General features: G+C 63.6%; 16 protein-coding genes. 13 read left to right on the forward strand and 3 right to left on the reverse strand.

Annotated elements, in window-relative coordinates; all coding sequences use genetic code 11:
- The first annotated feature begins 74 nt into the window (after positions 1-74).
- The 4 genes from RI444_RS07180 (at position 75) to RI444_RS07195 (ending at position 4,646) form a co-directional block, all read left to right on the forward strand.
- Positions 75-2,942, forward strand: coding sequence for an FtsK/SpoIIIE family DNA translocase (locus tag RI444_RS07180; protein ID WP_069694517.1), 2,868 nt, complete (start codon positions 75-77; stop codon positions 2,940-2,942).
- A gap of 23 nt (positions 2,943-2,965) precedes the next feature.
- Positions 2,966-3,568, forward strand: coding sequence for a CDP-diacylglycerol--glycerol-3-phosphate 3-phosphatidyltransferase (gene pgsA / locus RI444_RS07185; protein WP_031216628.1), 603 nt, complete (start codon positions 2,966-2,968; stop codon positions 3,566-3,568).
- Positions 3,565-4,074 carry a CinA family protein gene (locus RI444_RS07190; protein ID WP_062095990.1) on the forward strand — a complete coding sequence of 170 codons (510 nt, stop codon included), beginning with the start codon at positions 3,565-3,567 and terminating at the stop codon, positions 4,072-4,074. The genes pgsA and RI444_RS07190 overlap by 4 nt, the downstream gene beginning before the upstream one ends.
- Positions 4,075-4,211: 137 nt before the next feature.
- Positions 4,212-4,646 (forward strand): helix-turn-helix domain-containing protein, encoded by a 435-nt coding sequence (locus RI444_RS07195; RefSeq protein WP_021472656.1) that lies wholly within the window; start codon positions 4,212-4,214, stop codon positions 4,644-4,646.
- 85 nt (positions 4,647-4,731) lie between these two features.
- Here the strand turns inward: RI444_RS07195 and RI444_RS07200 are convergent, their stop codons facing one another.
- Complete coding sequence (locus RI444_RS07200; RefSeq protein ID WP_052474103.1) at positions 4,732-5,307, reverse strand: MarR family winged helix-turn-helix transcriptional regulator; 576 nt, start codon at positions 5,305-5,307, stop codon at positions 4,732-4,734.
- A 41-nt stretch (positions 5,308-5,348) separates the two neighbouring features.
- Between RI444_RS07200 and RI444_RS07205 the strand changes: the two genes are divergently transcribed.
- From RI444_RS07205 to dapF, 6 genes are all read left to right on the forward strand, one after another.
- On the forward strand, positions 5,349-5,570 hold the full coding sequence (locus RI444_RS07205) for a DUF3046 domain-containing protein (RefSeq protein WP_043426191.1): 222 nt from the start codon (positions 5,349-5,351) through the stop codon (positions 5,568-5,570).
- A gap of 256 nt (positions 5,571-5,826) precedes the next feature.
- Positions 5,827-6,867: a recombinase RecA gene (gene recA, locus RI444_RS07210; protein WP_021472659.1), complete on the forward strand. Its 1,041-nt coding sequence runs from the start codon at positions 5,827-5,829 to the stop codon at positions 6,865-6,867.
- Positions 6,857-7,399: a regulatory protein RecX gene (locus RI444_RS07215; RefSeq protein ID WP_062095992.1), complete on the forward strand. Its 543-nt coding sequence runs from the start codon at positions 6,857-6,859 to the stop codon at positions 7,397-7,399. Before recA ends, RI444_RS07215 begins: the two co-directional genes overlap by 11 nt.
- Complete coding sequence (gene miaB / locus RI444_RS07220) at positions 7,399-8,967, forward strand: tRNA (N6-isopentenyl adenosine(37)-C2)-methylthiotransferase MiaB (RefSeq protein ID WP_410510801.1); 1,569 nt, start codon at positions 7,399-7,401, stop codon at positions 8,965-8,967. The genes RI444_RS07215 and miaB overlap by 1 nt, the downstream gene beginning before the upstream one ends.
- Positions 8,968-8,981: 14 nt before the next feature.
- Positions 8,982-9,905, forward strand: coding sequence for a tRNA (adenosine(37)-N6)-dimethylallyltransferase MiaA (miaA, locus tag RI444_RS07225; RefSeq protein WP_207604911.1), 924 nt, complete (start codon positions 8,982-8,984; stop codon positions 9,903-9,905).
- Between the two features lie 37 nt (positions 9,906-9,942).
- Complete coding sequence (gene dapF, locus RI444_RS07230) at positions 9,943-10,911, forward strand: diaminopimelate epimerase (RefSeq protein ID WP_062095995.1); 969 nt, start codon at positions 9,943-9,945, stop codon at positions 10,909-10,911.
- On the opposite strand, the gene RI444_RS07235 is transcribed toward dapF, so the two are convergent.
- Entirely contained in the window at positions 10,892-11,506 is a 615-nt protein-coding gene (locus RI444_RS07235; protein ID WP_021472664.1) for a class I SAM-dependent methyltransferase, read from the reverse strand. The two genes, dapF and RI444_RS07235, sit on opposite strands and share 20 nt — an antisense overlap.
- Before the next feature lie 550 nt (positions 11,507-12,056).
- Here RI444_RS07235 and hflX point away from each other — a divergent pair.
- On the forward strand, positions 12,057-13,619 hold the full coding sequence (gene hflX / locus RI444_RS07240) for a GTPase HflX (protein ID WP_069694521.1): 1,563 nt from the start codon (positions 12,057-12,059) through the stop codon (positions 13,617-13,619).
- Positions 13,612-15,669 (forward strand): ATP-dependent DNA helicase, encoded by a 2,058-nt coding sequence (locus RI444_RS07245; protein WP_207604910.1) that lies wholly within the window; start codon positions 13,612-13,614, stop codon positions 15,667-15,669. The genes hflX and RI444_RS07245 overlap by 8 nt, the downstream gene beginning before the upstream one ends.
- Here the strand turns inward: RI444_RS07245 and lexA are convergent.
- Positions 15,666-16,412: a transcriptional repressor LexA gene (gene lexA, locus RI444_RS07250; RefSeq protein ID WP_062095999.1), complete on the reverse strand. Its 747-nt coding sequence runs from the start codon at positions 16,410-16,412 to the stop codon at positions 15,666-15,668. The genes RI444_RS07245 and lexA overlap by 4 nt on opposite strands.
- A 340-nt stretch (positions 16,413-16,752) precedes the next feature.
- On the opposite strand from lexA, the gene RI444_RS07255 reads away from it, so the two are divergent.
- Complete coding sequence (locus RI444_RS07255; RefSeq protein ID WP_207604909.1) at positions 16,753-17,109, forward strand: LysM peptidoglycan-binding domain-containing protein; 357 nt, start codon at positions 16,753-16,755, stop codon at positions 17,107-17,109.

The raw sequence follows: 17,109 nt of genomic DNA on the forward strand, positions 1-17,109 counted from the left end.
CAGCAGGCAACATGCAGTCCCAAGGGGGCCTGAAATCCGCGGATTTCAGGCCCCCTTGCGGTAGCGTGGCAGATATGGCGACCCGTACCTCCTCCACGCCACGAGGCAGCTCAAGCAGTAAAACCGGCAGCGGCCGGGGCTCAGCTGCAACCAAATCCAGCGCGGCGGCCAAAAGCAGCCGCAGTGGATCCACGCGGACCAAGCAGTCCGCCGTCGAACCCCAAGCGCCTTTCCCGGTTCGGATGCTGTCCGGTGCATGGCAGGGCATCGGACACGTGGTCGGCGCGGGAGTGCGCCGTATCGGTTCGGATGTCAGCGACCTTGACCCCGAGGACCGGCGGGACGGCGCTGCCCTGTTCAACCTGGTGCTGGGTATTGCTGTTGCGACCTTCGCCTGGTGGGGATGGACGGGCTGGTTGCCGGACATCGTCTACAGCGTGGTCAATGGCACGTTTGGCTGGATGTCCCTGCTCCTGCCGCTGATGCTCTTCATTTGCGCGTTCCGGCTTTTCCGGAAACCGCAGGACGGCCGCGGAAACAACCGCGTGGGAATTGGTTTCCTGGTGATGGCGCTGGCGGGGTCGGCCCTGGCGCACGTCATTGGAGGACAGCCTTCCGTGGGCGAAGGATTTGACGGGCTCCGTCGCGCAGGCGGAATGCTGGGTTTCCTTGCTGCCTCACCACTGGCGGCCATCCACGTAGCCATACCTGTCCTCTTTTACAGCCTCCTCGCGTTTGTGTCGGTGCTGATTGTGACCGCCACTCCCTTCGGGGCCATTCCTGCCCGCATCCGCTCGGGTTACGAACACCTCATGGGCGTGGACCTGGAGGAAGCCCGGGCAAGCCAGGAAGCACATGACCGCAGCTACCTCTACGGAGAGGACAAGCCGGCCAAGGCCGGCAAGAAGAAGCGCACACGCCTCTTTGGCAAGGACCAGGAAGCCGATCCACACTTGGAAGGCTACGTGGGCGACGAGGCCTTCGAGCACGCCATCGTGGACGACGACGAATCTCCCGCCGATGCCGCTCCGCGCGTCCCGCCGGGCGTACGGCGGCCCACCCAGGCCGAAATCGCCGTCGGAAAGATCAAGGCCGCACAGGGCCTGGCCGCTGCGCCGGGCGCAGGTGCCACCCCGGGTGCCGACAATCCCACCGAGGCCATCCCCGTACTGAGTCCGGAGATGACAACTCCCGTGGCACAGGTTCCGGCCAAGCCCGCCGGAGCCCCGCTGCCCCAAACTCCCATCCCGCAGCGCACGGAACAGTTGTCCTTGGCCGGAGATGTCACCTATACGCTTCCTGCCTCCGACTACCTCACGCCGGGGTCCATTCCGAAGGAACGCACGGAAGCGAACGACGCCGTCGTTGCTGCCCTGACGGACACCCTGACCCAGTTCAATGTCGACGCCACGGTGACGGGTTTCAGCCGTGGACCCACGGTCACCCGGTACGAGATCGAACTGTCCCCGGGAACAAAAGTGGAGCGCGTTACGGCGCTGTCCAAGAACATCTCCTACGCCGTTGCTTCCAGCGATGTCCGTATCCTGAGCCCCATTCCGGGCAAGTCGGCCATTGGCATCGAAATCCCCAACACGGACCGCGAAACCGTGTCCCTGGGAGACGTTTTGCGGAGCCAGAACGCGCGGCGGACAGACCATCCCATGGTGATGGGCGTCGGCAAGGACGTCGAGGGTGGCTACGTGGTTGCCAACCTCGCCAAAATGCCCCACCTCCTGGTTGCCGGTGCCACCGGCGCCGGCAAGTCGAGTTTCGTGAACTCCATGATCACGTCCATCCTGATGCGTGCAACTCCCGATGAAGTCCGCATGGTCATGGTGGACCCCAAGCGCGTGGAACTTACCGCCTATGAAGGCGTTCCCCACCTGATCACGCCCATCATCACCAACCCCAAGAAGGCTGCGGAGGCTTTGCAGTGGGTAGTGCGTGAAATGGATGCCCGCTATGATGACCTCGCGAACTACGGCTACAAGCACATCGACGATTTCAACAAGGCGGTCCGTGCGGGCAAGGTCACGCCGCCGGTCGATTCCAAGCGGATCATCAAGCCCTACCCGTACCTGCTGGTGATCGTGGACGAACTCGCGGACCTCATGATGGTGGCCCCGCGTGACGTCGAAGATTCGATCGTCCGCATTACGCAGTTGGCCCGTGCGGCCGGTATCCACTTGGTGCTGGCAACCCAGCGTCCTTCCGTGGACGTCGTCACCGGCCTCATCAAGGCCAACGTCCCCTCCCGAATGGCCTTCGCCACGTCCTCCGTCACCGACTCCCGCGTCGTGCTGGACCAGCCGGGTGCAGAGAAGCTGATCGGTCAAGGCGATGCCTTGTTCCTGCCCATGGGCGCTTCCAAGGCCATGCGTGTCCAAGGCGCCTGGGTATCCGAATCGGAAATCCACAAGGTGGTGGAACACGTCAAGGGACAGCTGCAGGCCGTCTACCGTGACGACGTTGCCGCCGAGGCTCCCAAGAAGCAGATTGATGATGACATCGGAGACGATCTCGAAGTCCTCCTGCAGGCCACGGAACTCGTGGTTACCACGCAGTTCGGTTCCACGTCCATGCTCCAGCGCAAGCTCCGCGTCGGATTCGCCAAGGCGGGACGCCTCATGGACCTCCTGGAGTCCCGCGGCGTCGTGGGCCCCTCCGAGGGCTCCAAGGCCCGGGACGTCCTGGTGAAGCCGGACGATCTCGCCGCCGTGCTGGCTGCCATGAAGGGCCAGGAGGCCCCTGCGGCTCCCGACGCCCAGACCGCCGCCCTGAGCGATAACGCCAACGCCAACATTGCGGTCGGCGGCTATGCAGAGGACGTCGTTGCCGCAGACCTCGACAACCGCACCCAGGCGATCGATTATTTCGACGGGGCCGATGGTTCCGATGACGACGAAGGCGGCGAAGACGCTTGGTCGCTCACAGGCCGCTGAAGTCCAGACGGTAGCCTAGAGAAGTGACTACAGCCGAGGGCGACAACGCCACGTCTAGGGGTTCCGAAGTGTGGAACCTGCCCAATATCCTCACCATGCTCCGCATCGTCCTGGTGCCCTTTTTCGTGTGGTTCCTGCTCGCGGACGATGGCCGGCACGGTCTCTGGCGGTGGGCCGCCGTCGTGGCTTTCGCTGTGGCGATCTACACGGACAAGCTCGACGGCGACATCGCCCGGGCGCGGGGCCTCATCACCAATTTCGGCAAGATCGCCGATCCCATTGCGGATAAATTGCTGATCGGTTCAGCGCTCGTCCTGCTCTCCGTCCTGGGGGAGCTGCCTTGGTGGGTGACCATCCTGATCCTGGTCAGGGAGTGGGGTATTACCGCGCTGCGGTTCTTCGTCATCAGGTACGGCGTGATGCCCGCTTCCCGCGGAGGCAAACTCAAGACGGTTGTGCAGACCGTGGCCATCTTCCTGTACACCATGCCCCTGAAAGCGATTGCCCCATGGCTCGTCGACGTCGCGTTCTGGGTGATGATGGCTGCGCTGGCCATCACGCTCTGGACCGGCGTCGAATACGTCATCCAGGCTCTCAAGCTTCGGGCCGCCGGGCGGAAAGCATGAGCGCCGCCGTAGGTGCCGACGCAGCGGAAACCGCGACGGCGGCTGTCCGGCTGGCGCTCGAACGGCACCTGACAGTGGCCACGGCAGAGTCGCTGACGGCCGGAATGGTGGCCGCTGCCCTCGCGAATACTCCCGGCGCGTCGGGGATGCTGCAGGGCGGTGTAGTCGCCTATCAGAACTCCGTGAAGGCGTCGGTCCTGGGCGTCCCGCAGGATCTCCTTGACGCCGTTGGATCCGTTGATGGAGACGTGGCGGCAGCAATGGCCACGGGAGCCCGCCGGGCCTGCGGGGCGGACATCGGCATTTCCACTACCGGAGTCGCAGGGCCGGACGCCCATGACGGCAAGGCAGTGGGGACGGTCTTCATCGGAATCGCCGCAGAATCCGGATCCAAGGCGTTTGAATACTCCTTCGAGGGGGACAGGCAATCCATTAGGAACCAAGCGTGTGTCGCGGCGTTGGCGAGGCTGCTTGGCGGGTTGGAAGGGGATGGTTACCGTTCGTAAAGTAGTCGGGAACAAAAACTGATTGCCAATAGTTGTGTCATTGTGTCGCTTCGGAATGGTCGGGGCGCCTAGGATGTAGAAACCAACCCGGTCCGCCAACCAGCGAACCGGAAGAACGAGGGAGCAAGGCGATACAGATGGTAAAGCAGCCCGTATCCGTGAACGGCGTTGTCCGCTGGAAGGATGTGGGCTTGGCTGATCAGGCACAGAGCGAACAGAAGGAGCGCAAAATGGTCGTACTACGCCACGAAATCGGTGATGTACTGCGCGATGTCCGCCAGCGTCAGGGCCGCACCCTCCGCGAGGTCTCGCACAGCGCCCGCGTTTCACTCGGATACTTGAGTGAAGTTGAACGCGGCCAAAAGGAAGCTTCGTCCGAGCTCCTGTCTTCTATCTGCACCGCACTGGACGTACCGTTGTCCAGCATGCTGCGCGAAGTAAGCGACCGCGTCGCAGTTGCAGAGGGAGTTGCGGTACCGGACACGGTTCCGCAGGAATTCTCCCAGCGTTACGGTCGGGATCTCGATCTCACCGACGACTTCGGCCAGGGCATGCTGTCCGGAGCGCGGTAACCGTCCCCTAGTACGTCGAAGGTCCCCAGCCACTGGCTGGGGACCTTTCGCGTTGGTGGCACGGACAGCGGTTCCGCCGGATCTGCTACTGCGCTGCGTCCCCGGGGTCTTTGGCAGTGTCTTCCGAGGCGGGGGCTTCTACGGCGGTGTCGTCTTTGGCTGGGGCCTCCTTGATCAGCCCCTCTCCGTACACGGCGTTGAGCCTTTCCATGTACTCGGCGAGGGTCTGCACGTCCTCCAGCGGCCATGTCCCCAGGCGTTCGCGGAAAGCCTGCCGGCGGGCGTCCTGCACCTGGTGCATCTTCTCTTCGCCCTTGTCCGTCAACCGGATGGACTGGGCCCTGCCGTCCTGCGGATCTGCCTCCTTATAGACAAGCCCGAGGCTCTCCAGGAAGGCGATTTGGCGGCTCACGGAAGGCTTGCCGACTCCAACGCAGGAGGCCAGGTCTGTCAGGCGGATGGGGCCCTCGCGGCGGATGATGGTCAGCAGTCCATAGGCGGCGGGTTCCATGTCCGGATGGACCTGGCGGGAAAGCTGGTGCGAGATGGAACGGGCGCGGCGCCAGAGCAAGCTCAGCTGGTGTTCAACCTGCTGAAGGGCATCATCCACTTCGTCGCGTTGGACGGCAGTGGCCGGTGCATGGGGGAGAGGATTGCTCATGGCAACCATTCTAGGGTCCGGCGACATGAGAGACTCTATCCGTGAGGGCAAGTGATTTCTGGCGGTTGATGGACGACGAATTCGGGGCGGGCTATTCCCGGGTGCTTGCCGGATCCCTGGTGCTGGCCGGAGTTGGCGGCCGCACCGCTACGGACGCCCTCGCCTCGGGTTTCGACCCCCGCGATGTTTGGCTGGCAGTTTGCGACGTGCAGGACGTGCCACCCGAGCGCAGGCTTGGCCGGGACATCAAACCCACCGGTTAGCCGTAACCCGGTCCAGCTGGTCGACGCCGGGCCGGGACACGCCGTCGCGTTGTTCGAATATCTGTTCGGATTTGGATATGCTCCTGTGAGAGGAAAATTGATCCTGAAGGACGCATTCCACGCTCCGGCGGCCCTTGTTTTCCACATAGGCCAAGCGGGCAGCTAAAAATGTCAGAGCGCCGCATTAGCGTCAGACGTGACAGGAAAGCGGCCGTTCAGGCCACTCCACAGCGAGAAAGCATCAGAGGTGTGAACCATGGCGGCAACCCCGGATCGTGAGAAGGCGCTCGAGGCAGCGCTTGCCCAGATCGACAAGCAGTTCGGCAAAGGCTCCATCATGCGCCTGGGTGATGACACCCGCGCTCCGATCGAGGTCATTCCCACCGGTTCCATTGCCTTGGACGTGGCCCTTGGCATCGGGGGACTCCCGCGCGGCAGGGTCGTGGAAATCTATGGACCGGAATCTTCCGGTAAGACCACCGTCGCCCTGCATGCTGTAGCCAATGCACAGCGTAACGGCGGCATCGCGGCCTTCATTGACGCCGAACACGCCCTGGATCCCGATTACGCCGCGAAGCTTGGCGTAGACACGGACGCCCTGCTGGTTTCACAGCCGGACACCGGTGAACAGGCTCTGGAAATCATGGACATGCTGGTGGGCTCCGGCTCGCTGGACATCATCGTCATTGACTCCGTGGCTGCGCTGGTTCCCCGCGCTGAAATCGAGGGCGAGATGGGCGATTCCCACGTTGGCCTCCAGGCGCGCCTCATGAGCCAGGCCCTTCGAAAGATCACCGGTCGCTTGAGCCAGACCAAGACCACCGCGATCTTCATCAACCAGCTGCGTGAGAAGATCGGCGTCTTCTTCGGATCGCCGGAAACCACCACCGGTGGTAAGGCACTGAAGTTCTATGCCTCAGTGCGTATTGACGTCCGCCGCATCCAGACGCTGAAGGAAGGCGCCGATTCCGTCGGTAACCGGACCAAGGCAAAGATCGTCAAGAACAAGATGGCTCCGCCCTTTAAAATTGCCGAGTTCGACATCATCTACGGCCAGGGGATCTCGCGCGAAGGCGGCATCATCGACATGGGCGTGGAACACGGCATCATCAAGAAGTCGGGATCCTGGTTCACCTACGACGGCGATCAGCTCGGTCAGGGCATGGAGAACTCACGCCGCTTCCTGCGGGACAACCCGGAGCTTGCCCAGGAGTTGGAACGCCTCATCAAGGAAAAGCTTGGCGTAGGCGTGAAGCCCGAAGAGGAATCGCCCAAGCTGAAGGCCGTTGACGGTTAGGAACGGGCCGGATCCGGATTCGCCGGTTGCTGCCGATCCGGAACCGGACCCGGAATCTGTTGCGCGCGCCATCGTTTTGAGGCAATTGACGATGGCGCCGCGGAGCCGGCTCCAACTGGCACGGAAGCTTGCCGAACGTAAAGTGCCTGAGCACGTTGCCGAGGCTGTTCTCGATCGCTTTGAGGAAGTCCAGCTCATCGACGACGCCGAGTTCGCCCGCATGTGGGTACGAAGCCGATCGCAGACCAAGAAGCTCGCCAAGGGCGCCCTGCGACGGGAACTGGCTGACAAAGGCATCGAACTCGAAGATGCCGAGGAAGCCTTGGCCCAGGTCTCGGACAAGGACGAGGAACTTGCAGCGCGCGAGCTTGTCCAGCGGAAGTTGAGGCCGGGCATGGATTTGACCGACCGGGCTGAGCGGGACAAGTACACACGCCGGTTGGCCTCCATGCTCGCGCGCAAGGGCTATTCCCCTTCACTGGCCTTCAGGATCGTCGGTGAGGTGCTGGCAGAAGCCGGTACCCTTGAGTAGTGAGTTTGACCATTCCATCCCCTGCACAAGAATCCACGCAGCCTTCCCTGGTACCTGGGACGCTTCAGGAGGCGGCATCCTCCGTGGAGCCCAGGACGTACCAGGTCCGGACCTTCGGTTGCCAGATGAACGTCCATGATTCCGAGCGCATGTCCGGTCTCTTGGAAGAAGCCGGCTATGTTCCGGCGGACGGGGAGTTTGCCGACGTCATCGTGTTCAACACCTGCGCGGTGCGGGAGAATGCGGACAACAAGCTCTACGGAAACCTCGGACAACTTCGCCAGGTCAAGGCAGCCAACCCCGGAATGCAGATCGCGGTGGGTGGATGCCTGGCCCAGAAGGACCGGGAAACCATTGTGCGCAAAGCACCGTGGGTGGATGCCGTTTTTGGTACGCACAATGTGGGCGCCCTTCCCGCCCTCCTGAACAGGGCACGGCACAACAATGAAGCCCAGCTCGAAATCCTCGAGTCATTGGATGTGTTCCCGTCCACGCTTCCCACCAAGCGTGATTCCGTGTACTCGGGATGGGTTTCCATCTCGGTCGGCTGCAACAACACCTGCACGTTTTGCATCGTGCCTTCGCTCCGCGGCAAAGAGAAGGACCGCCGCCCCGGCGAGATCCTTTCTGAGATCCAGGCACTGGTTGACGACGGCGCCGTGGAAGTAACTCTTCTCGGCCAAAACGTGAACTCCTACGGCGTGGAATTCGGTGACCGCCAGGCGTTCTCCAAGCTGTTGCGTGCATGCGGCCAGATCGCCGGGCTGGAACGCGTCCGTTTCACGAGTCCCCACCCCGCCGCTTTCACGGATGACGTTATTGAGGCCATGGCGGAGACACCCAACGTCATGCCACAGCTGCACATGCCGCTCCAGTCCGGCTCCGACAAGGTCCTTAAGGACATGAGGCGCTCCTACCGTTCCAGCAGGTTCCTGGGCATCCTGGACAAGGTCAGGGAGCGGATTCCGCAGGCGGCCATCTCCACGGACATCATCGTGGGTTTCCCGGGTGAGACGGAAGAAGATTTCCAAGCCACCCTGGATGTCGTGGAAAAGTCCCGCTTCGCGTCGGCCTTCACCTTCCAGTACTCCAAGCGTCCGGGAACCCCCGCTGCCGAGTTGCCCGAGCAGCTCCCCAAAGCCGTGGTCCAGGAACGTTACGAACGCTTGACCGCGCTTCAGGACCGCATTGCAGCCGAGGAGAATGCCAAGCAGCTTGGCAGGCGGGTCGAGGTCCTGGTGACCGCCCAGTCGGGCCGGAAAGCAGGGGAGACGCACCGCCTGTCCGGCCGCGCCAAGGACCAACGCTTGGTGCACTTCTCCGTCCCGGAGGGCGCAGAAGCACCCCGTCCCGGCGATTTCGTCACGGTCATCATTACTGAGGCCGCGGCATTCCATCTGGTTGCGGACCCTGCCGGACCCGAGGATTACATCGTGCGCCGGTCCAGGGCAGGCGACGCTTGGGACCGTTCGCAGGCCGAGTCCTGCGGTGTACCGGCGCCAGGTGCCGGTTCCGGGAAGGCCGGTGTTTCGCTGGGCATGCCCGCCATTCCGGCCCGCCGGGCCTAGCCAGGGGTAGATCCATGTCCGCTGCTGGCAGTAATGTGCCGTCTTTGCCTGTCATCGCCGTCGTGGGCCCCACGGGTTCGGGCAAGTCGGACCTGGGTGTGGAGCTTGCCTTGGCCTTAAACGGGGAGGTCATTAATGCTGATGCCCTCCAGTTCTACCGGGGCATGGACATCGGCACGGCCAAAATCACGGTGGAAGAACGCAAAGGCATTCGCCACCACCTGCTGGACACCATGGAAGTGACTGAAGAAGCCAGCGTGGCCGACTTCCAGCAGGAATGCAGGGCTGCCATTCGTGACATCCGGAGCCGGGGAAAGCAGCCGATCATGGTTGGCGGCTCCGGTCTCTACGTCCGTGCGGCCTTGGACGTACTGGAGTTCCCCGGTACCGATCCGGAGCTGCGCAAGCGCCTGGAAGGCGAATACGAAGCACACGGACTCATGCCATTACGGGAACGGCTCCAGGCGGTGGATCCGGACTCGGCCGCCCGGCTGGGGGATGCCCGGCGCGTCATCAGGGCACTGGAAGTGTATGAACTGACCGGCCGGCCCTTCAGTTCCTTCATGCCGCAACGCCAGTACTTCCAGCCGGCACTCCAGATCGGGCTTTCCGTGGATCGGGAAGAGCTGCGGGAGCGCTTGGCAGCGCGGGTCCACCGGATGGTTGATGCGGGGCTCCTGGAGGAAGTGGAACGCCTTGACGCTGCCGGATTGAGGCGGGGGAGGACCGCTTCCCGCGCGCTGGGCTACGCACAGTTCCTGAAAGTGCTCGACGGCGACTGGAGCGTAGCAGAGGCGGCAGAGGCCACGATCATCGCTACCCGGCAATTCGCGCGTCGCCAGCTCACTTGGTTCCGCGCCGATCCCCGGATCAGCTGGCTTGACTGGAAGGACGCCGACCTGGTGGCCAAAGCTGTGGCCCTTGCGGAGGCAGGATAATTTCTGGCCGTCCACCCGTGGCAGGTAGCCTAGTCCCATGGATCAGACCCCCGCAGTTTCCGCCCGGCAGTCCGCCGCTGCCGAGCTCACCATGACCGCCGCCAGCCTGTCAGGTGTGGCGTTTTCGAAGGGCCATGGCACGGGAAACGACTTTGTGCTGATCGCCGATCCCGGTGCTGTCCACGACATCACCCCGGAGCAGGTGGCCGCCCTGTGCGACAGGCACCGCGGCATCGGTGGGGACGGGCTGATCCGCGCTGTTCCTTCACGCGACCTTCCCGAAGGCCGGGCGCTGCTGGAGCAGGACGCTTCCGCTGAATGGTTCATGGACTACCGCAACGGCGACGGTTCCCTGTCCGAGATGTGCGGCAACGGAGTGCGTGTATTTGTGCACTTCCTCATTGACCAGGGCCTGGTGGACCTGGGACCGGGTGAGGCCCTGACGATCGGTACCCGCGGCGGGATCAAGAAGATCGCACGCTCGGACAACGGCTACGCAGTGGATATGGGTCCGTGGGAGTTCATTTTCCCGACTGAGGCCACGTCGAAGGCCATGGATGCGCTGGTCAGCGCCGATGGCCTGGAAGTAGCCCGACCGGGACTCTCGGTGAGCATGGGCAACCCCCACACGGTGGTCGCTTTGGCGGAGCTTAGCGAGCTCGCCGCAACGCAACTTTTCAAGGCCCCGGTGGTTGACCCCAAGCCGGCCAACGGGACCAACGTCGAATTCGTGGTTCCGGCAGAGCCGCTGGTTCACGATGGCTTCGGCACCATCACCATGAGGGTGCACGAGCGTGGCGTGGGCGAAACCCAGTCATGCGGCACCGGAGCCTGCGCCGCCGCCGTCGCCATCCGTCACTGGGCAGGGAACACGGCACCGAACGCTTGGCACGTCAACGTGCCGGGCGGCGTGGTTGACGTGAAGTTCTTCCCGGGCGGGGACGGCCGCGAGCACGTAGAGCTCAGCGGCCCCGCGGTTATTGTGGCTAGCGGGACGCTCGCCTGACCCTGAGGATCCTGAAGGACTTGGACGTGCTTTCCCGGGACACCGCAAAGGAATCGTCCAGTTCGCCGGCCAGCCAGCGCTGCAGGGAATCCGAGCCAAGGTTCTTTTGAACCACAAGCCAGGCGTTGCCGCCCGGCGCCAACCGCGGAAGCCAGGTCAGCAGGAGCCGGTGCAGTTCTTCCTTGCCAATGCGGATCGGCGGGTTGGACCAGATGGTGTCGAATTCGACGTCGGACGGCACGTCCTCCGGCAGGCTCGCCTTGACGTTCCCGAGGCCAAGCGATGCTGCGTTCTCGTTGGTCAGCGCGATGCAGCGCTCATTGACGTCAACCGCATGCACTTGGGCCGACGGCGACTTCAGGGCCATGGTCAGCGCAATGGGACCCCAACCGCAGCCGATATCCAGCAGGTTCCCCTCGGGCGAAGGATCCGGCACTTCGCCCAGGAGGACAGCGGTTCCTTTGTCGATGCCGTCCGGGCTGAAGATGCCTGTGGAGGTCTGCAGATGCCTGGGTGCGCCTGCAAGTTCCACGGTGAGGGGCTTGCGGGTAAACGGTCCGGCCGGTTGGGCGCTGAAATAGTGTGCAGACTCCATAATTTGCCAGATTAGTTGGCGTTGGGCGGCATGGGAAACTGTGGTGCCTGCGCCCAAGCCCGACGTTGCCCCTGCCGTCGCCTCCAGCGTGGCCGGGCCAATTTGACACGGCTGATAGTCTAGGATGCATGTTCTTGATCTTTGAGTAGCCTGCCGCCTATCCGGCAGAACAGCCGGCCAATCATCGGCACCGCCCCGCGACGTCCGCCTGCGTACACATGACACGCATGGCCATTCCGCCCGGCGGGTTTCACGGCCCTCGGAAGATCACTTCAACTCCGCTTTCCAGCGCTCCAGTGCCGCCTTTCCGGTTCCTCCGGACGGGTGCAGGATGTCCACGCCGGGTAAGCCGGAGTATCAGGCTTTCTTCACACGGACCTGACGGACCCTCCACAGCGGACCATCACAGAGTCGGGCAGCGCACGTGACCGCTGCCATACGAACCAACAGGAGGCCCTTTTTGGCCCAGGCCCGTCAGCCCAGCGCGAATACCCACGCGAAAGACACCAATCAGCACTATTCTGGAATTGCCGAACAGTCTAAGGAGACCATGACCACCCAGAAGCACTCCGGATCCGATTCCGACGCCCAGGACATGAGTCCTGAAGAAATCCAGGCCGTCATCGACCGGATTCTGTCCAAGGATGTACCCGCAGGCGCATCCGGAGATACCGACGCCAAAGGCGTCCTTGGCAAGGCCCAGGCGATCTCCGCGCTTGAGGAAGAGCACAGCGTTTACGACGGTGAGCAGGAAGACCTGGCCGAACGTCGGGCACTGCGTCGAACAGCAGGCCTTTCAACCGAACTCGAAGACGTCACCGAAGTTGAATACCGGCAGTTGCGCCTCGAGCGGGTGGTCCTCGCCGGACTGTGGACCGAAGGTACCTTGGCTGACGCCGAGAACTCGCTCCGTGAGCTGGCTGCGCTGGCAGAGACGGCAGGTTCGGAAGTCCTCGACGGAATCGTCCAACGCCGCACCAAGCCGGACCCCGGGACGTTCCTCGGCTCCGGAAAAGCCCAGGAACTGAAAGCTATTGTGGCGGCAACGGGCGCAGACACCGTTGTGGTAGACACCGAGCTCTCCCCATCACAGCGCCGAGGCCTTGAAGACATCGTGAAGGTCAAGGTAGTGGACCGCACGACGCTGATCCTGGATATCTTCGCCCAGCACGCCAAGAGCCGTGAAGGCAAGGCACAGGTGGAGCTTGCCCAGCTGGAGTACCTGCTCCCGCGGCTTCGTGGCTGGGGCGAATCGATGTCCCGCCAGGCCGGTGGCCAGGTGGGTGGCGCCGGGGCCGGTATGGGCTCCCGCGGCCCCGGTGAAACCAAGATCGAACTTGATCGCCGCCGGATCCGGACACGCATGGCTAAGTTGCGGCGGGAAATCGCCGCGATGAAGCCGGCGCGCGAGACCAAGCGCGCCAACCGCCGTCGTAATTCCGTGCCGTCGGTAGCAATTGCCGGCTACACGAACGCCGGCAAGTCCTCGCTGCTCAACCGCCTGACAGACGCCGGCGTCCTGGTGGAGAACGCACTGTTCGCCACGCTTGACCCCACTGTGCGGAAGGCGCAGACCCCGGACGGCATCGGGTACACCTTGGCGGACACCGTTGGGTTCGTCCGCTCCCTCCCGACGCAATTGGTGGAAGCGTTCCGTTCCACGCTGGAAGAAGTGGCGGACGCGGACCTGATCCTGCACGTCGTCGACGCATCCCACCCGGATCCTGAAGGCCAGATCGCTGCCGTTCGGGCCGTATTCAGCGAGGTCGACGCCCGCAAGGTTCCGGAAATCATCGTCCTGAACAAGGTGGACGTAGCTGATCCGTTCGTGGTGGAGCGCCTGAAGCAGAAGGAGCCACGCCACGCGGTTGTTTCCACCCGTACGGGGCAGGGAATCCAGGAGCTTCTGGAAACCATCAGCCAAGCCATCCCTCGTCCGGGGGTGCGTTTGGAGCTGCTCATTCCGTATGAGCGCGGCGAACTGATCAACAGGCTGCACAGCCCCGATGCCGATATCCTCAGCATCGAACACGTGGAAAACGGTACGCGGTTGGTGGCGATGGTCCACGAAGGCCTGGCCGCCGAGCTGGAGTCATTCGTCACCAATGGTTGAGCAGGTGGCGGCGGAGACCGCCGAAACGGCAGGGGAGAGGTTTACCCTCGAACTGCTGGAGAAGGCTGTTGCCGGTTTGGGTGGCCAGAGCCGCCCCGGGCAGCAGGAAATGGCAAAGCATGTGACCCGGGCCATCGAGTCCGGCGAGCATCTGCTGGTCCAGGCAGGGACGGGCACAGGTAAGTCGCTGGCCTACCTGATCCCGTTGATTGCCCATTCCATGGACAGCAACAAGCCGACGCTGGTTTCCACCGCCACTTTGGCCCTCCAGACCCAGATCGTGGGCAGGGATTTGCCCCGCCTGCTGGAGACCATTACTCCCGCCTTGGAGCGCCCGGTCAACGTGGCGCTCGTCAAAGGCCGGGCGAACTACGTTTGCCTGCAGAAGCTCGAGGGAGGGTTCCCCAGCGAGGAACCCTCCGAGGGGCAGCTTTTTTCGCTCGGAGAGGACGCCAGCGTGCCGCACTTTGCGGCTTCGGTGGGCGGAGCGTCGTCGCAGCTGGGCAAGGAAGTCCTCCGTCTGCGGGAGTGGGCCGGCAAGACGGCCACAGGCGACCGGGATGAGCTCATGCCCGGCGTTACGGACAGGGCGTGGAGACAGGTTTCGGTCACGTCCATGGAATGCCTGGGGGCGCAGAAGTGTCCGCTCGCCGAGGAGTGCTTCAGCGAGTTGGCACGGGCCAAGGCGGCGGAGGCGGACGTCGTGGTCACCAACCACGCGATGCTTGCCGTCAGTGCTTTCGAGGGCCTGGCCGTGCTGCCCGAGTATGACGTCGTTGTGGTCGATGAGGCCCACGAACTGCAGGACCGGGTTACCGGAGCGGTATCCGGGCAGCTGTCGGTGGCCATGGTCCACGCCGCTGCGTCCAGTGCCCGCAAGCACACAGCGATCACCGTCGACGCCTTGAACGCTGCGGCGGACCGCTTGGATCTGGCGCTGGTGGGGGTTCCCAGCGGCTTGCAGCCGAACGGCTTGAACGACGAGCTGCTCGACTGCCTCGACCAGCTGCGGGACGCCACGCGCGCCGCGCTGTCCGATTCGAAAACGGACTCCTCCAACGCCGTCGACGGCGGACGGCAGCTTGCGCGGTCGCGCCTGATGCTCATCCTGGAACTCTGCGAGAGGCTGCTCACGGCGAAGGAAAACCGGGAAGTGGTCTGGTTCTCCAGGAACGCCGCTTTCGATCCGCAGCAGGGCTACTCCCAGCCCGATGACTCCGCACCTGCGCTCATCAACGTCGCACCGCTGAGCGTCGCAGGGCGTCTCCGTGAAGGACTGTTTGCCGATCACACAGTGGTGTTGACGTCCGCTACGCTCGCCATCGGCTCGGCCTTCGAACCGGCCGCCGGCGGATTGGGGCTGGTGGGGGACGGCGCGCCCAGCTGGACAGGACTGGACGTCGGGTCCCCCTTCGACTACCCCAAGCAGGGTGTTCTGTATGTCGCCCAGCACCTGCCGAAGCCGGGCAGGGGCACGTCGCCGGAGGCCTTGGACGAACTCGAAGACCTCATCCGGGCATCCGGTGGGGGAGCGCTGTGCCTTTTCTCCTCGCGGCGCGCGGCGGAAGAAGCGGCTGATGCCATGCGGTCGCGTTTGGACGTGGACATCCTGTGCCAGGGCGAATCCACCATGGCGGCGCTTGTGAAGCAGTTCTCCGATGAACCGGACACCTGTCTCTTCGGCACCATGTCCCTGTGGCAGGGGGTGGATGTTCCGGGTGGTTCCTGCCGCCTGGTTGTCATCGACCGCATCCCCTTCCCGCGGCCGGACGATCCGCTCATGACCGCACGCTCCCGGGCGGTGGCACAGTCCGGTGGTAACGGATTCATGGCGGTCTCAGCAACGCATGCGGCCATTAGGTTGGCGCAGGGCGCCGGGCGCCTTATCCGGTCGACAGGGGACAAGGGCGTGGTTGCCGTTCTTGACTCCCGGCTCTCCACGGAAAGGTACGGAGGCTTCCTGCGTGCCGCACTCCCGCCATTCTGGACGACGACGGACCGCAAGGTAGTGCAGGGAGCTTTGGGGCGGTTGGCGAAGCAGGACCCCTAGAGGGAGCGCAGCACCGAAACGACCTTGCCCATGATGGTGGCTTGATCGCCGAGGATGGGTTCGTACTGGGTGTTTTGGGGGAGCAGCCAGGTGTGCCCGTCGCGCTGGCGGAAGGTCTTGACGGTCGCTTCGTCATCAAGGAGGGCGGCCACGATGTCGCCGTTGACGGCGTCGTTCTGACGGCGGACCACCACCCAGTCGCCGTCGCAGATCGCGGCATCGATCATCGAGTCACCAGCGACTTTGAGCATGAACAGTTCGCCGTGGCCAACCAATTGCCGGGGGAGCGGGACGACGTCCTCGACGGATTGATCGGCGAGGATCGGGCCGCCGGCCGCGATCCGTCCTACCAAGGGCACCATGGCGGTGTCACTGGCAGTTGCCAGCGCGGTGACATCCATGCCGCCGCTGCTGAGCAGTGTGCCGGGAGCCTCCACCCCGGGAATGCCGGCGCCGCTGTCCAACGTCAGGGGCATGAGGACTTCCATGGCACGCGGTCGCTTGGGATCACGGCGGAGGTAACCAAGCTTCTCCAGCTGGGATAGCTGATGGGTAACGCTCGACAGGCTGGCGAGGCCGACGGTATCCCCGATCTCGCGCATGCTGGGTGGATACCCGTTGTCATTGACCGACCGCTGGATGGTCTCGAGGATTTTCTTCTGCCGGACGGTGAGGCTCTTGGGGGCTTTGGGGGCCTGTTGGCTGCGCAGGGATGCCCTGCCTCCTGTGGCTTTTGCTGCCATGTTCGCCAATGCCCTTCCGTTCCGCCCCGGGCCTGGTCCGTTGATGCCCGAAGATGCCGGGCCCAAAAATGTCAGACCCTCCTGATGCACTGAATCTGTGCCTGTTTCTTCACTCAAACGTAGGTCAGGCACGGGCGTTTATCAAACATTTGTTCTAGCGAGTCTCGACACCATTCGTTGATAAGTGCTAAAAATGTCATAGCAAGGTTCGAATATGTGTTCTATAAGCCGTTGTCGATGTTCGAAGGATGTTCGAACGCCGGCGCGGAGTGCACACAGAGAATTGGCAAGCCTGCGCGGTTCCGCCGGCGCAGGCAATCCTTCAGGAGGGCTCAGGCTCATGTCCGCTGTTACGTTCCACCATTTCCGCTCCATCCCCGCCCCGGCGCGCATCAGGCTGACGCGGCGCGGCAGGATGGTCTTCTTCGGCATTCCCGCAATGCTCCTCGTTGCCGCCCTCCTCAGCCTGGCGGGCTTCCTCAACTCGCCGGCAAAGGCATCGGACAGCCAGGCGCAGCTTCAGCCTCCTGTCGCAGTGAGCGTGACCGTCCAGCCGGGTCAGTCCCTCTGGGGAATCGCGGGAGCTGCTGCGCCGGAACGTGACCCCCGCGACGTGATTGCGGAAATCATCGAGCTCAATGATCTCCGCGGAGGCCGTATCCAGCCCGGCCAGCAGCTGTTCGTCCCTGCCGGCTAG

The organism is Paenarthrobacter sp. AT5, from assembly GCF_032764245.1.
In the GTDB taxonomy this organism is placed as follows: Bacteria; Actinomycetota; Actinomycetes; order Actinomycetales; family Micrococcaceae; genus Arthrobacter; species Arthrobacter ureafaciens.

Excerpts from the sequence above, each read along its gene's own strand:
- RI444_RS07190 (WP_062095990.1), top strand. The coding sequence starts at position 3,565 with ATGAGCGCCGCCGTAGGTGCCGACGCAGCGGAAACCGCGACGGCGGCT.
- lexA (WP_062095999.1), bottom strand. The coding sequence starts at position 16,412 with ATGGCAGCAAAAGCCACAGGAGGCAGGGCATCCCTGCGCAGCCAACAG.
- RI444_RS07255 (WP_207604909.1), top strand. The coding sequence starts at position 16,753 with ATGTCCGCTGTTACGTTCCACCATTTCCGCTCCATCCCCGCCCCGGCG.
- miaA (WP_207604911.1), top strand. The coding sequence starts at position 8,982 with ATGTCCGCTGCTGGCAGTAATGTGCCGTCTTTGCCTGTCATCGCCGTC.
- dapF (WP_062095995.1), top strand. The coding sequence starts at position 9,943 with ATGGATCAGACCCCCGCAGTTTCCGCCCGGCAGTCCGCCGCTGCCGAG.
- RI444_RS07245 (WP_207604910.1), top strand. The coding sequence starts at position 13,612 with ATGGTTGAGCAGGTGGCGGCGGAGACCGCCGAAACGGCAGGGGAGAGG.
- hflX (WP_069694521.1), top strand. The coding sequence starts at position 12,057 with ATGACCACCCAGAAGCACTCCGGATCCGATTCCGACGCCCAGGACATG.
- RI444_RS07235 (WP_021472664.1), bottom strand. The coding sequence starts at position 11,506 with ATGGAGTCTGCACACTATTTCAGCGCCCAACCGGCCGGACCGTTTACC.
- RI444_RS07200 (WP_052474103.1), bottom strand. The coding sequence starts at position 5,307 with ATGAGCAATCCTCTCCCCCATGCACCGGCCACTGCCGTCCAACGCGAC.
- RI444_RS07180 (WP_069694517.1), top strand. The coding sequence starts at position 75 with ATGGCGACCCGTACCTCCTCCACGCCACGAGGCAGCTCAAGCAGTAAA.
- RI444_RS07195 (WP_021472656.1), top strand. The coding sequence starts at position 4,212 with ATGGTAAAGCAGCCCGTATCCGTGAACGGCGTTGTCCGCTGGAAGGAT.
- recA (WP_021472659.1), top strand. The coding sequence starts at position 5,827 with ATGGCGGCAACCCCGGATCGTGAGAAGGCGCTCGAGGCAGCGCTTGCC.